This is a genomic window from Candidatus Neomarinimicrobiota bacterium (genome assembly GCA_036476315.1).
Lineage (GTDB): Bacteria > Fidelibacterota > Marinisomatia > Marinisomatales > S15-B10 > JAZGBI01.
In genome coordinates this window covers 19440-33558 of the sequence record JAZGBI010000037.1, presented here as the reverse complement: position 1 = coordinate 33558, position 14119 = coordinate 19440, and the positions used below count along the sequence as shown (strand labels likewise).

Annotated in this window: 9 protein-coding genes; 4 read left to right on the top strand and 5 right to left on the bottom strand. The window is 49.9% G+C overall.

Annotated features, from left to right (window positions below):
* Positions 1–637, bottom strand: a 637-nt coding sequence (locus V3U24_04040; protein MEE9166620.1) for a hypothetical protein, incomplete at its 3' end; no start/stop codon positions are given.
* Between the two features lie 44 nt (positions 638–681).
* Between V3U24_04040 and V3U24_04035 the strand changes: the two genes are divergently transcribed.
* From V3U24_04035 to V3U24_04020, 4 genes are all read left to right on the top strand, one after another.
* On the top strand, positions 682–1383 hold the full coding sequence (locus tag V3U24_04035) for a hypothetical protein (GenBank protein MEE9166619.1): 702 nt from the start codon (positions 682–684) through the stop codon (positions 1381–1383).
* Positions 1384–1643: 260 nt separating this feature from the next.
* Positions 1644–1925, top strand: a complete 282-nt coding sequence (locus tag V3U24_04030) for a type II toxin-antitoxin system RelE/ParE family toxin (protein MEE9166618.1) — start codon at positions 1644–1646, stop codon at positions 1923–1925.
* A 10-nt stretch (positions 1926–1935) separates the two neighbouring features.
* The gene (locus tag V3U24_04025; protein MEE9166617.1) at positions 1936–2250 is read left to right on the top strand and encodes a HigA family addiction module antitoxin; all 315 of its coding nucleotides are present in this window, start codon (positions 1936–1938) and stop codon (positions 2248–2250) included.
* A 298-nt stretch (positions 2251–2548) separates the two neighbouring features.
* Positions 2549–2842: a hypothetical protein gene (locus tag V3U24_04020; GenBank protein MEE9166616.1), complete on the top strand. Its 294-nt coding sequence runs from the start codon at positions 2549–2551 to the stop codon at positions 2840–2842.
* A 26-nt stretch (positions 2843–2868) separates the two neighbouring features.
* On the opposite strand, the gene V3U24_04015 is transcribed toward V3U24_04020, so the two are convergent.
* From V3U24_04015 to V3U24_04000, 4 genes are all read right to left on the bottom strand, one after another.
* On the bottom strand, positions 2869–3366 hold the full coding sequence (locus V3U24_04015) for a tetratricopeptide repeat protein (GenBank protein ID MEE9166615.1): 498 nt from the start codon (positions 3364–3366) through the stop codon (positions 2869–2871).
* Between the two features lie 894 nt (positions 3367–4260).
* Positions 4261–7077: a tetratricopeptide repeat protein gene (locus tag V3U24_04010; protein ID MEE9166614.1), complete on the bottom strand. Its 2817-nt coding sequence runs from the start codon at positions 7075–7077 to the stop codon at positions 4261–4263.
* Complete coding sequence (locus V3U24_04005; protein ID MEE9166613.1) at positions 7074–11150, bottom strand: FG-GAP-like repeat-containing protein; 4077 nt, start codon at positions 11148–11150, stop codon at positions 7074–7076. Before V3U24_04005 ends, V3U24_04010 begins: the two co-directional genes overlap by 4 nt.
* A gap of 189 nt (positions 11151–11339) precedes the next feature.
* Complete coding sequence (locus V3U24_04000; protein MEE9166612.1) at positions 11340–14111, bottom strand: CHASE2 domain-containing protein; 2772 nt, start codon at positions 14109–14111, stop codon at positions 11340–11342.
* Positions 14112–14119: the final 8 nt, after the last annotated feature.

Genomic DNA, 14119 nt, shown 5'->3' with positions numbered 1-14119 from the left:
GTTCCCTATCCCCTCGGAATAGGTCGTAGATTACCCACCCTGTTGTCATCAACGGCAGGAAAGTAACGGCACTGGGGTATACGTCCATTGTGTTCGAATATAGCTTGTTGAAATTCAAGAATTGCCTGAACGAGTCGAACTTCAGAAGGAAGGACAGAAGGGCCAGCCCGCTTCCTGCGTAAAACCCTTTCCTGACAGCGTATTCAGACAGGGTGTGGTCAACAGTCAACTTATGTATGCTCCACAAGTTTATGTGCTCCTTTGGATCCGAATCCGTTACCCGGAATGCCAGTCCCGGACTGTGCATGAAGAGTTCATCTTCTAGATCAACGTAGGGGATAACCTGGCCGTCTTTTGTGGTAATGGTACCCCCACGACCCACAGCTTTCTGGATGAAATCCTTCAGCCGTTGCGATATATGAAAAAGCCTCCCCTCGCCGTCATGCGAGTACAGTACGTCTTCCAATGAAAAAGCTACCTGTGATGGTAGTCCAAAGGGCTGGAAATAGAGAGAGTCACCCGTGATTCTCGCCACTCTCCCCGAAATAGTCTCACCCCCTTCAAAAACAATCTCGTGGTGCACTGGGGCCGAATAGAGACAGGAGACCACAAACAACGATGGGAGAAAGAACTTCATTTCGATTTGAAGCATGCCAGATTAAATTTAGTGAGTCGTTGTCAATGGCAGAAGACAAATCGCCTGTGAATAACTTGATCTCGCACTTACGGCCTCGCCCAGTAGCCAGACTTTCAGTCACTTTCCTGTTCGTTGCCGTCACCGCAGTGTCTGGACAGTTCAAGTATTCCGCGGGGCTGGGACTGGGAGTAATATACCCAGATTATTCGCAATTCAACGATTCCATCAAGGATTCTCTCGACAAAAAGGTTGGACCGTTGTGGTTACCCTTTGGGTATGACATCTCCGTCCAGGTTTATCCTTCTGTAAGACTTGGGTATTTCAGACTTTCCAACGCGCTGATCCCGGAGAAGTCTTCGGACGATTTTGTCCTGATCATGCTGATGCGTGGGATATCAATTCAGACGTTCTTTACGTTTTTCAGGAGATTCGAAGCGAATTTCGGGTTTGCGCTCCTTCTCGGAAAAGCCGAGTTTATTCAACAGAACATAGAGGCACCAAGCTCGCATTTTCAGTTTTCGGCGACGACCCGGGCGGGCACGCGTAACGGCAATTCTGCGCTCTACACCTGGACAGGGGTGCGATACTACATTGGCACATTTCTGGCTGTCGAAGCCAATCTGGGGTACCTCAGGGGGAAGTTTAAGGGGGACAAGTGGACGAACGGGGGTGATGAAGAAGCCGTGTTCGGAACCATCAATCTGTCAAAACCTGCTTTCAGATTCGGAATAATCTTCGGCTGGTAGCTGAATATTTCTCTTGACCGTCGTAACAAACCTCCCACCATCACCGGTTAACCACAAGCCCGTTTATCCAGTCAACCCCAAATCTTCACATTTTTGCCATTTTGCTTGTGCCTGAGGCAGACCTGCCTGCCCCCTCGGGAGTAGGCGGAAACGAACCCCACAGGGTCCTGCGGAAAAGCATGCTCGCTAAAGAATGGAGACCAGAGTGGTCGGTTATTCTTAACGCTTGACGTTATGCGTTATAGGCCCTACTTTCTAGCGTGATAAAATCGTTTAGGTCGAAGGAAACAGAAAAAACATTCAGACGAGTTTTTTCACGGAAATATCCTCATGACATTCAGAAAACCGCCTTTCGAAAACTACGAATGTTAAACCGTGCTCAGACTCTGCAGGACTTGCGCGTTCCACCATCTAGTAGACTCAAAGCCTTGTCTGGAAACAGAAAAGGACAACACAGCATACGCATCAATGATCAGTGGAGAGTCTGTTTTGAATGGAATGAAGGGGAGGTTATGAATGTTGAAATCACTGATTATCACTAGGAGGTGATCCATGACAGCCCGAAGAATTCCACCAGTGCACCCTGGTGAAATAATGATGGAGGAGTTCCTCAAGCCGATGGGATTGAGTCAGAACAGACTGGCCAATGACATAGGGGTTCCGCCTCGAAGAATAAATGAAATAGTGCTGGGGAAACGGAGAATCACGGCAGATACAGCTCTTCGCTTGGCTCATTATTTTGGAATGTCTCCACAGTTCTGGCTCGGTTTACAAATGGACTACGATCTTGATGTTGAAGAGGACAGACTCTCAGAAACAATAGCCCAAGAAGTAAGAGTTCGTTCCAAACTGGAGGAGCGGGCCTAATCCCGTTGCGCCGGGTGGTGATTCGTCCTCGATCTTGAGATCCCGACACCCATTCTTGGCTCAATATTTCCCTGCCTGCTTGTCCGTCGTAACGACGTGTAGACGGGCCAAGTTTTTGCAGTATCCCGACCAAATCGGGAAAAAGTGAGACATACTACATGGTCAGTAGAAATGGGATTGGAAGGGGGGAGCAGTCGCAAACCCTGGTGTGAACTCAAACAATGATCCACGGCGTATGAAGCAAATACTCCTCACATTAATCGTCCTTTCAACGCTTATATCTGCCCAACCGGAGAAGATGGCTGAAGAGAACGCCCCTTGCGACCATCGAATTATTAAGAAGGCTCAAACGGAGGGTCTCAACTCCCTCTCACTAGTTGAAATTCCCCAATTCTGGGTCGCGGCGGTACGCTGCAAGCAGGAGGCGAAGAAGGCCGGAAAGAAGATCAATTTCCGCCATCTCTACCGGCAGAAGCAGGAAGAAAACTTCGAGAAAGCTCGAGAAATTTCTGGTGTGGGAACCTTCTGCCTGGTGGTTACAGGACTTGTATTATTCTATTCCTATTTCTGGCTCGTTGCAGGATCCGACTGAATTATGGAGTGAGTATATAAAATGAGTTATTTCTTATACAGCGCCGCCCACTTCGAATCTGGGTGGTCTTCAAGAAGCTTTTCCCCCAGTTCTCCAGCCTTGTCCTCGTTCCCCAACTGAAGATAGCATTGGATAACATAGTATCTGAATTCCGGCGCCTTTTCTCCATCCGGGTCGTCTTCGATAAGGCCCTCCAACCTCTCTATCGCTGATTTCAAATCCTCCATACTCGGGGAACGCATACTTCCCCTGTAGTACAGTTCATTCGTAGCCTCATCTTCTGCCTCTGCTCCGCGAACGCCCGCTACAGTAGTAACCTTCTCCACATCAAACGATTCCTTTGTTGTCGTGATCTCGTCGATATTCTTCCATACGGTATTGAGCCAGATATCAGAAAGATCCGCCTGTTCTTCCTTTCCAGGTGAACTGTCCTTCTGTTCGGCTGTGTCTTGAAGTGCCGCCCCAAGATAACTTGACAGAAAGAGCGTCGTCAATAGACTAATCGTGGTTGATGCGTATCTCATAATTTCTCCCCGAGCTCCCGGTACTTAACCAAATTCATGTTTTTTCCACCACCGTCACACAAACCAGATCGTGTTCATCACTATTTTACACATTCCGGCGGTCAGATACAAGACCGATGCTGTCTGCCGATCCTGTCTGCCGGAACTACATAGAATCTTGTGGTGATTGTTCAATCTGAGTGCTGTCCCAGGAACTTCCGTTCCTCGGATTCCTCCACGTTCTCATTGTGAGATTATCTACAGAGTGTTTCTCTCTGTACTTTTCTCAGGCAGAAAAGTACCAAAAGGCCTTTGGCTGGAAAATAATTTGGGCGGGACTGCCTGCGTCCGTGGGAATCAATTAAACTCCTCCCCCCGACAAGTCGGGAGGACTCAAACAGTAATTGATTCTCTTCCACGGACTTGGCATCCCCTTTATTGCGCAAATTCTTTTAGGGCCACTGATGGTGCCGATGAATCGGCACCAAGAAGGATACTCCCGCTCTCATTTCGACGTATCTGAAGTATCTAGCCCGGAAGATTATTCGAATAATCCCATTTGGAGAGTCCACAACTGTCTGAAGATCTCCGCAATGGTATCGACTATCAAGGTTTCTTAACCGACCTAATTCCTTCGGGCGTAATAGAACCGGAGGCGGTTTCCGTTAAGAAAGAATCCTTGTCTGACCCCGATGACTATCGGGGGAGTTTGGTTTCTTTCGAGGAAACCAATGACGGCCCAGCCCGGAGGAATCCAGCCTTGATTTTTTTCGTGCTTTTTGTATCAAGACAAAAAGCACAAAGACCCTCACATCACTTAGCGACGATTCTCCACAGAATCTTGAGATTCAGTGATCTCGACAAAATCGAGAAAAAGTGAGGAGAAAACCAGCTGCGGGATTCAAGTCCTGTTCCCTACTCAAAGAGCCTGATTCCAGCTCTTTCCTTGCCCTTGCTCACGATGAATTTCAACTGCGGAAGCAGTTCAGGATTCCGGATTGCGATTTCATCGTATTCCATTAGCGCGGCATCATATCGTCCAAGGACATAGTGAGCCGTGGCGAGGTTCACCAGGTAACCGGTATTGTCAGGATCAGATCTGTGAGCCCTTCGAAAGAAATCCGCGGCCATCTCCATGTTTCCCCGGCGGGCAAAGGCCAGTCCTACCGCGTTATCGCTCTTAGCTTTCCTTTTTCTGAACGTCTCCAGCGCTTCGACCTCAGGAGCCCGGTCTCTCACATCTTCTCCCTCAGCTCCCAGCCACATCTGACGCGCCGGGGGAGAGATTTCCGTTTCAAGCTCTTCGGTCACGATTAAGGGGGATATCTCTTTCATAAACTGGATAGGTTCCTCCGGGGGTCCTCCCTCGTCTCTCTCCTGAATCCCCAGGAGCAGATCCAACCCTCCCGCAAAATTGGGGTCTAATCTCACTACTTCCTCATATTCCTGTTGGGCAAGAATCTTTTTTCCTTGAAGGTAGTGAGTAATGGCAATGTTCAATTTGAATCCCGGGTGATCGGGCAAGAGCTTTAGGGCCCGGTTGTACTGTTCTATGGCCGCGTCGTACTCCCCCATTTTCGTGTAGACAACGCCGAGGGTATTGACGGCGTCTGGAAAATTCTTCCTGAGCCTTAGAGCATCTTCCAGCATCTCCATGGCCTCTGACAGGCGGGAGAAATCCAAATAAATGGCCGCCGCGTCATAATAATCCTCCGCGCTCCGCAGATTTCCTGTTTGGCGAAACACGATTTGCTGTATCATGAGACTGTACTGTTCGAGATCGGCTTTTAGAAGATCACTTACACCTTTCTCTTCCAGAACCGTGTCGTAAATGCCTTCAATGCTTCCAGGTCGGTACGTTTGCTGGCTTCGGCGAACGTCAATCTCATTCATGGTCTGTTCGTTCTTGCGCTTTTGGTACTCGAAAGCCCCTTGCTGCCACGCGAGAAAGAAGGGTTGTCCCACCAGAGTGGTTTCCACGGGGATCCATACGCGACCATCCACGATGGCCACGTCAGATTGCTGCAGGAAAGTCTCTTCCACGGATTGAGGAGATACACCGCTGTCAAACATCAAGAATATGTGCCCCTCACCCGGAGCAAATACGTCGAGAAATCTTGTAGCAATTCCCAAATTCTCCAGTAAGGACCCGTACAGCACTGTGAGATCGTCGCAGTCTCCCACCTTCGTTTTCAGCAAGTCAACAGGATATTTCACCGTATCGAATGCACTCCGGTCTTTCGAGATTTGCAGAAAGGGGGTTTGAGGATCGGGACCGTATGACAGTCCCTGACTTCCCAGTGCGTCAAACAATATCATGGCTCTGCCGAGATTCGAACGATTCAGGTAATTCTTGAGAATCGGCGCATAGTATCCAATATAGTACTTGGCTACTCGATCCACCGCGGGATCCTCCGGCATAACGAAGCTGGCGATTCTTTCAGGCTCGGCCCAGCTTATTTTGCCCCGTCCCAATACGTACGTAGGATCCATTTTCTTCTGAGCGAATTTTTCCTGTCTTTCTTGAGTGTAGGAGATTTTCACCTCGGGTTGGACAAGGTTGTCGAATGGCGCACGAGGGGATGTCAGAATGTCATCGGAGAATGTCGCCCCGAGAGTATACTCCTGAACGGTCTTCGCCGGCAAGACGATGTTCTCTTCGTGTGGAGTTTCCATCATCGTAGGTACGTACAGCGATACTTTTACAGGCAAATCTTTGTCCGCTGAATTCTTTAGAGTCACCTGAGCGAATTCCTCATCCTCATAAAAGTGGTATAACGATCTGAATAACGGCGTATGCAGGACTGACGCAGAGGTAATGCTCACAAGTGCCGGACGAAGCTGAAACGAAAGGGAAAATCGATGGGTGGGGTACAGATAAGGATTCTGTTCAAAGCTATAATCAAATCTCAGTGCTTTGTATCTCAATCCAATGCCTGCAGAAGGAACAATCAACGGCGGATCCGACTTGTGCGTCCGGCGATCCCTTTGGACACCCCCTCGTATTCCGAGTCCTTCCAATATCCAGTACTCCGCCCCCAAATGCCAGCGGTCATCAACGTCAAGTGCTATTGTTAGACCTTCACGGGGTTTCCATGCAAGTCCGGCTCGCATCTTCTGACTGAGAATTTCTTCTTCGATATTGTTGTCATACGTGACCGACGTCCCAGAAATGTCGTACCCCACCAGACCGATTCTCAGTTTCGGCCATGGAGTGATCAGCACTCCGAAATCCCATCCGACTCCGGAACTTCTGCCGTACGACGTCCCGTCCAGACTCATATCATTGAAAATGTACTTGATGTTACCTCCGAGAGCAACTCTCTGGAAGAGCTGGAAGCCAAAGGCGAAATTCACTTTATTGCGGGAGTACCCAAGCTCCTCATCATCAAATCCGAGATAATACCAATCGAGGCCCAGGGCGAATTCGTCCCTCAAGGGAAGGACGTAACCGACGTAGCTATTGATGATCGCCAGACCGAATAGATCAGTGTAGCTTGTGGTGATTTCCTGCCTTCGCAGACCGGGGAGTCCAGCGGGGTTCCAATAGATGGTGTTCCCATCGTCGGCGACGGCGACGAATGTCTCGCCCATGCCCAGGGGGCGGGACCCCACGAATACCTGTTCTTCTCCCTGCGGGAACGCCGAATTCACTCCAAGGACCAGAATGAACAGGAGTCTGACGACGCCACACCGATCGACGCTCATCGGGAAGTCAACGGTGAGGTTCATTTGTTCAAAACACCCACGGTCGTCGCTCCGGTCTTTCTTGACGTTTCAACGGTGATGATATATAGCCCGCTTACCAGCACCTGGCCTTCATCATCCATTCCATCCCAGGAAACTGCGTTGGAACCTTTTTGCATAAGGTCGCCCGAGACGACTGTTCGCTTAAGCCGGCCAGCAGGGTTGAAGATTCTAATGGTTACTTTCTCATTTTCGTTCAAATCGAAAAGAATGTTTGTTCTTGCGTCAAATACACCTCCTCCTGGAGAGAAAATTCTGGGTTGACACGTCAGATTATCGAGTGCCTTGAAAGCAGGGACCTGAAATCCTCGATTTTCAAAGACGGCATAGAGACCTAATGTATCAATCCAGGTGGTGATTCTGCGGGACCCAGCCGTTGTATCAATCGTTCCTCCGGCCCAGCGTACAGTCGAATCGGTGTTTGAGACATGACCGATGAACAATGAGTCGGGATCATACGGAAGCGAAGAAAGAGAGACGAGGGAGGTGTCGTATACCATACGGAGGACCGCTGGTTTTCTTAGCACGGAAGTCTCGCCAGAGATTCGGTACAATCTCGTGACTGGAACTGCTCCCTGGCTGTCGGGAGGAGACGATGCCAGAGCACGGATCTTGACCACGTCATCTTCGGGTACGGAGTTCGGGGAGAGCTGAAGCGTTACCATCCCGTCGTCACTGATAACCGTTCCTCCCTCCGCCCTCGTGACTTTTGACGGTGACCGGTAAAATGTGGTGGGCATCATGTCAATTCCCGCCATATTTCTGGCCCTTTGAATCACTATTTCTATCGCCTCACCTGAAAATCCTGTATCCGGCAAGACGAGACTTCCGGTCCAGACATTTTCCGAAAAACTCTGCTGGGTCGCCCAAATGGTGTCTGGAAATGCCCTTCCAGGATGGAGGATGGCGACATCCGGAGCAACGTTGTTGTTCATCCCGAAATAGAATGATTGGGTGGAAGACCAGTCAGACCGGGCAAAGCCGTTATCCACCGCCTGCACACGCCAGTAGTAGACCCCCGTCTCGAGAAATCTGATGACCAGGTTAATCTGCCTTGCTGCAATGCCGGACCCGAATGTCGCAATCACCGTATCCACTCCAGGAGGCGATGTATCAATATCGCGCAAATACGCCTGTTCGCCAGGTCCCCGGGATCCGAGTCCATAGGACAGGTTACCGGAAGCAATTTCATGCCCTCCATCACTGTTTCCAACCTGCAGGTTATAGGTCAGACCCTCGGACCTGGTAAAACCGTATGCAGGGGAGATTTGATCCTCCGCTTGAAGCCACTCCAGGTTAATGGTCGCCTCCAGGGTATCCACAAGAGCCAGAAGTCCCGAAGGCGCCTGAGGCGGCAGGTTCGCGTTTTCGATCGATTCAAGATTATCGTAGACCAGTGAAAACTCATCGCCGGAGGAGCTGTTACCAGCCACAAGGAGATCCAGATCACCGTCCCCGTTATAGTCTCCCCACAGTACGGTACTTGCACCCGCTCCTTCAAGGAACAGCGAATCATCTTGAACGAAAGCTGTCGAATCGTCCCCGGTATCGTTGCGGTAAACGTGGGTCACAGGATCAGCACCAATCTCTCCGAAGAAAGTGGAATTCCCTGAGACCACGAGATCCAAATCACCGTCGTTGTCATAATCACCCCAATCCAGGGAACCAAAATAGACACCTGGGAATGCTACCACCTGCGTTAATGAGATGCCGTCCTCATTATTGAATACTTTCAGCGTGAGCTCTCCCGTGTCATGAAGCCCGGTTACCGCGAGATCGGGAAATCCATCACTGTCGAAGTCACCCCAGGCAGCGGCCCCCGCCTTCACTCCCTCACCTATCTGAGAGATGCTTTCGACAAATAGACCCCGGGAATCATTGATGTAGATCTTCTGGAAATAGATGCTGTCCGAGCTCACGCCGGATGTAAAAAGATCGACGAAACCGTCAGCGTCGAAATCTATCCATCTATTGACACAAGGCCACAGAGGCTCAAGGTTCTGCAGTGTGTCTTCCATAAATATACTTGACGTATCGTTGTGAAAGATCTTGAGAATCATCTGGCTGTCAAAATCGAGACCTCCCACAACGAGATCCAGGTCACCGTCATTGTCGTAGTCGGCCCAGTCCGAATTCTGATTTCCTCCCCAGACCTGGGATACTTCCTGCGTTGCATCCAGCCTGAATTTCCGTTCCGATTCAACCCATTCATACAGGTACGTCGCTGGAGCCAGCCCATCCAGCCCGGAAATAACAAAATCGAGAAAGCCGTCGTTCGTGTAATCACCCCAGGCCATGGATCCTCCCCACACGGCCCGAATGTCTTGCGCTAAATCCTGGGACAGCCTTCCCGGCGGTTCATTCTTGAATAACCTTGTAGCCGTATCACCAAGAGCAAAAGAAATACCGGTTAAGGCGAGATCCAGGTTCCCGTCATTGTCGTAATCATTCCACGACGCTGTATTGAACCAAACGCCTGACAGTGATTGGTTAGATTTTACCAGGCGCTGAATGATTAGAGTATCTTCAGTGGACCACTCCGAAGCGTGCAGCCCTTGGTCAATGGCTTGAACGCTCCAGACGTAAGTTCCCGGAGGAATATCCCGAAAAACTTTGATAAGCCCCTGCCCAATGTTTCCAACCCCAAGAGGCACCGTCCCGGAAAGGATTGCGTTCCCATTGGCCAACGTTCCCATTCTGACGTTGTAAACCAGCGCTGATTTTGGCGTCCTGTCGTCAGAGCCCTGACTCCAGGTCAGGGTCACCTTATTGCCCACGGCGAAAGACGATAGAGAAGCGGGAGGAGAAGGATCTTCGTTTGCCACCTCGACAGTGTTGGTGAAAATCTTGGCGTAAGCAGTGTTCAAGCTTCCCGGAACGGCATATCCATTGACAAACAGGTCCAGGTCACCGTCTCCGTCGTAGTCACCGAAGCTACCGTTAATGGCTCCCTCGATCGTTTGAATCTCCGTGAACAGACCGTCTCCATCACCCAGATAGACCTTGGCCGTGTGCACAAGAAGTGTCTCTGCATCCGCGCTGACACTGTCGGCGCCCGTCAATATCATGTCGAGATTTCCGTCATTGTTCAGATCGCCCAAATTCGTTGAACCGTAAGTGACTCCAAAAGAAATCTGATTCTTTTCTTCAGACAGAGTCCCCACTGGCTCGTTCTCATAGATATAAGTCGCCGGACTCACGCCATCCCACCCTGTGCTTATCAGGTCGAGATCGCCATCATTATCGTAATCACCCCATGAAACAGTGGCGGCTTTCAATCCGGTCAACTTCGGATTAGGATCCTCCACCAGACGACCGGTGGGCTCGTTTTTGAATACCTTGATGACATGAGAAAGGACGTCGGTACTTTGACCTGCCACAACAAGATCCAGGTCGCCATCATTATCATAGTCACCCCACGCTGCGTCACCATTGGCGAGATTGGCCAGGATTTGCGTCTCATCAGCCACAAAGGTCCCCAGAGGACCGTTCAAGTAGATTTTCGTAACGAGTCTCTCCTCAATAGCGTCCAGACCCATGATGAAAAGATCGAGATCACCGTCATTGTCCAGGTCGATCCATCGTCCCTTGCTGTAGACCAGAAAAGGAAAATGAGTCAGCACAGAAGAGACAAACCTGCCTGTCGAGTCATTTTCGAACAGAACGGCCGCAGCTCCTCCCGTTACCAGAATATCCAGATCTCCATCATTGTCATAATCACCCAGAGCGATGCTGCCAAACCCTCCGGCGGGATCGCTTATTAATCCGGCCGTTAGAGATTGCATCGTGTCAATCTCACCCTCCCCGTTGAAGAAATAGATGGAGACAATCGTTCCTCCCAGCGAATCCGAGTAGCCGGTGTGGGCAAGGTCAGGAATCGTGTCTTCGTTGAGAAATCCCCAGGCACTTTCCCCGCCCGCAAACTGGATAAGCGTCCCTCGAAGGCTCTCATCTTCAACAAAAATTGTATCCTGGGAGTCAACCGAGGCAGATGCAACACCCTGGAAGAACGCTATCAGGCAAACAATAACTGGGGACAGGAATCTTCTAACCTTCATTATCCACGGGATCTTGAGATTCGCCACTAAGAACGCTAAGATACACAAAGAGTATAAAAACAAAAACTTGAATTCATTTTTTCACCAAAAGTATTTCGAGACAGTCAAAAGTATCATTTGTCTCTAAGCTCTTAAGATTCTTAGTGTTACTTCGTGTTCCTTCGTGGCTGATGAATTGATGTGGCTATACTATTTTGAGGTAGCAGTGTAGACACCATCCCACTCCCCTTCAGGTGGCACTTCCATGAATTCCTCGCACCGGTCTATGAACATCCTGGAAGGAGTTACGGAGGTTGAGGGATGATTCTCGTATGGCTCCAGATTCAGACACTTCTTGAATAATTCAATAGCCTGATTCCAATCCTGCTGAAAATAATATCCCTGCGCCTCCTCGAACATGTCCAGCATTTCCTTTACTTCCGAATTCACCTCGCCGCGAAGGCCCACGAGTTCGAACATACTCACCGGCTCACTCTTCCCCACCACCCTGATTCGATCGATGAGCCTCGTCACAAAACTGCTTTCGCCGGCAAGATTCAGGGTTTCGCCGCTGCAGGCGGTAAAAACGCCGTATTGCTTGGCGATGGATTCCAGGCGTGACGCCAGATTCACCGCGTCACCCATCATGGTGTAATTCATCCTGGTTCTGGAACCCATATTCCCGGTGACAATGGGACCTGAATTCAGGCCTATCCGCATAAGCATATCTTTTGCGATTTGAGGCCACCTTTCGCCTTCTGATGACCAGTTTTTCCGAAGATCAACAAGCCTGCTCTGCATAGCCAATGCCGTCTGAAAGGCTTTTTCCGCATGATCTTCCATAGGAACCGGCGCACCAAAAAAGGCAATAATCGCGTCCCCCTCGTACTTGTCGAGCGTCCCATCGTGCTCAAGCAGGATGTCAGTCATGGCCGTTAGATAATCGTTCAGCAATTCCACAAGCTTGGTAGGACTCCCCAATTCCTCCGCAATTGTAGAGAAGCTCTGGATATCCGTAAACATGGCAGTCAGAATACGTTCCTCACCACCCAATTGAGGTGACTGTTTCTCCTCGTACATCTTGTCGATAAGATCCGGGGATAGATAAGCCTTGAATGTCTCGTGGAGAAACTTCTTGTCCTTTTCTTCGGAGATGTAGTTGTAGATGGTTATAGTAAGATAACCGAAGAGGAAGATCAGTGATGGTCCGATAATGTCGATCCATACTGCTGATCTCGAGAAAGCTATCACATTCAGGGAGGCGTACATACCCCAAAGAGAGACCGTTGAAACCGCCCCTACCACCGCCTGGAACCGTGGAACAAGTAGCCCCAGGATGATTCCTATTATTAACATGATGGCAATCTCGTACACTTTAGGGGTCCGTCGGATAAAATTCTGGGAGAGGATCGTATTCAAGGCGTTCGCGTGGAGGCCGACCATCGGGTAGCGCGGGTTGAACGGCATAGGATTGAGATCGTGAGTTCCTGTCGCGGTGAGACCGTAAAAGAGAATCTTGTTCTGGAACTCAAAGGGAGCAATGGCCTTCCCTTGCAGAGAATACTCAGTGGGCGATGAATAGAAGTAAAGAGGGTGTTGATGGGTCGCCGTGCCCTGGGTTCGGAGAAGATTACTGATGATGGTGAAGTTTCTCTTAAGCTGCGCGCCTCCCTCCAGCTTAAGTCGGACCAGGAGTGTATCATAGCTCAGTTGTTGATCTTCGGCAAGAAGCTTTTCGATCATGAGGTTGGTTTTGATCTCCTGAAAGAAGCGTATCATCCCCGGTGCAACCTTGTCGAGAGAAATACCCTGAGACTCAAAGAAGTCCTTTACTTCCATGGAGAGATTATCTTCAAGAAGAGTCTCAACGCTTTTCGCCATCAGGACCTTTGAGAATGCGTCCCTCACTATCTGCTCCGGTCCAAGCTTCAGGGCCTTCGCTTTTTCCAGGAGGGCTTTGGGATTTTGAACCAGGAGAGGATTTTCCCGGATGAGCGACTTTATTCCTGAGAGAACATAGTTCGGATGTTCAGCCTCAGAGAACTCCTTCAGTAAAGAGTAGGGAAAATGTTCAAAATCATCTTCCCAATCTCCTGCCCAGTTGACCAACATATGTCCTTCCTTTGAGATGGGGATACGAAGGGCCTCACCGCTGTTTCCCGTTGTCCCACCTCTCGGAATAGCTACGTAATCACCGGGCACGACCTTCACAGCCCGGAAGTCGACACCAAAATAGTCGCAAGCCATCAGAAGTGCCATGGACGGAAACAGCCTCCCGTCGTATTGGGCCACGAGAGGATACCGGCGGATAACTCCATCATCATCCGCTACAGCTTGAGCATAGGCAATTCCTTTGCTTGCGGAAATAAAGTCAGGAATAGGAGGCTCGATATCATAAAACCCAAAAAGGAAATGTCCGATTGTATCGGCGTGTTCTTGGTAGTACGGTTCCAGGAGTTCCAAGGCCCGATCTTGAGATGGAGTTCGGGGTCGGGCGTCGTATTGTCCCTCACTCAAGGGCTTGAAGCTCTGAGCAAGATAGACATTGCCCGCTTCAATCATCGCTACGGCCATCCCATGGTCGTAATCCCGCATCAGACCACGAACTGTCTCGCTGTTGAACTCATCCTCATCCAGGAGGTTGAGATCGTTGTCCAGTATGTACCGGGTGCTGCGCTCCGGGAAATAGATATCAAAGGCCACCATTTTGACCCCGTGCTCGTGTGCAAAGCTGATGATTCTCTCGTGCTTATCACGGGACCAATCCTGGAACCGGCCTTCTTCCTGAAGGGCACGAACATCGATATCCACAGTGGCGATGTCAGTTCTTGTGGAAATCGGCCCTCTAATTCTGAATCTTGCATCCAACATTTTTAGCTCAAAGCTGTTGTAGATCTTGGAAAACGAAACGCCGACAAAGATGATAGAGATGCTGATCGAAAGAAACAGATAGAAGAACGAGGGCCGGTTCTTTTTAACCAAAGTATGTC

Coding starts and splice junctions, on each gene's coding strand:
- V3U24_04035 (MEE9166619.1), top strand. CDS start 682: ATGGCAGAAGACAAATCGCCTGTGAATAACTTGATCTCGCACTTACGG.
- V3U24_04025 (MEE9166617.1), top strand. CDS start 1,936: ATGACAGCCCGAAGAATTCCACCAGTGCACCCTGGTGAAATAATGATG.
- V3U24_04020 (MEE9166616.1), top strand. CDS start 2,549: ATGGCTGAAGAGAACGCCCCTTGCGACCATCGAATTATTAAGAAGGCT.
- V3U24_04015 (MEE9166615.1), bottom strand. CDS start 3,366: ATGAGATACGCATCAACCACGATTAGTCTATTGACGACGCTCTTTCTG.
- V3U24_04010 (MEE9166614.1), bottom strand. CDS start 7,077: ATGAACCTCACCGTTGACTTCCCGATGAGCGTCGATCGGTGTGGCGTC.
- V3U24_04005 (MEE9166613.1), bottom strand. CDS start 11,150: ATGAAGGTTAGAAGATTCCTGTCCCCAGTTATTGTTTGCCTGATAGCG.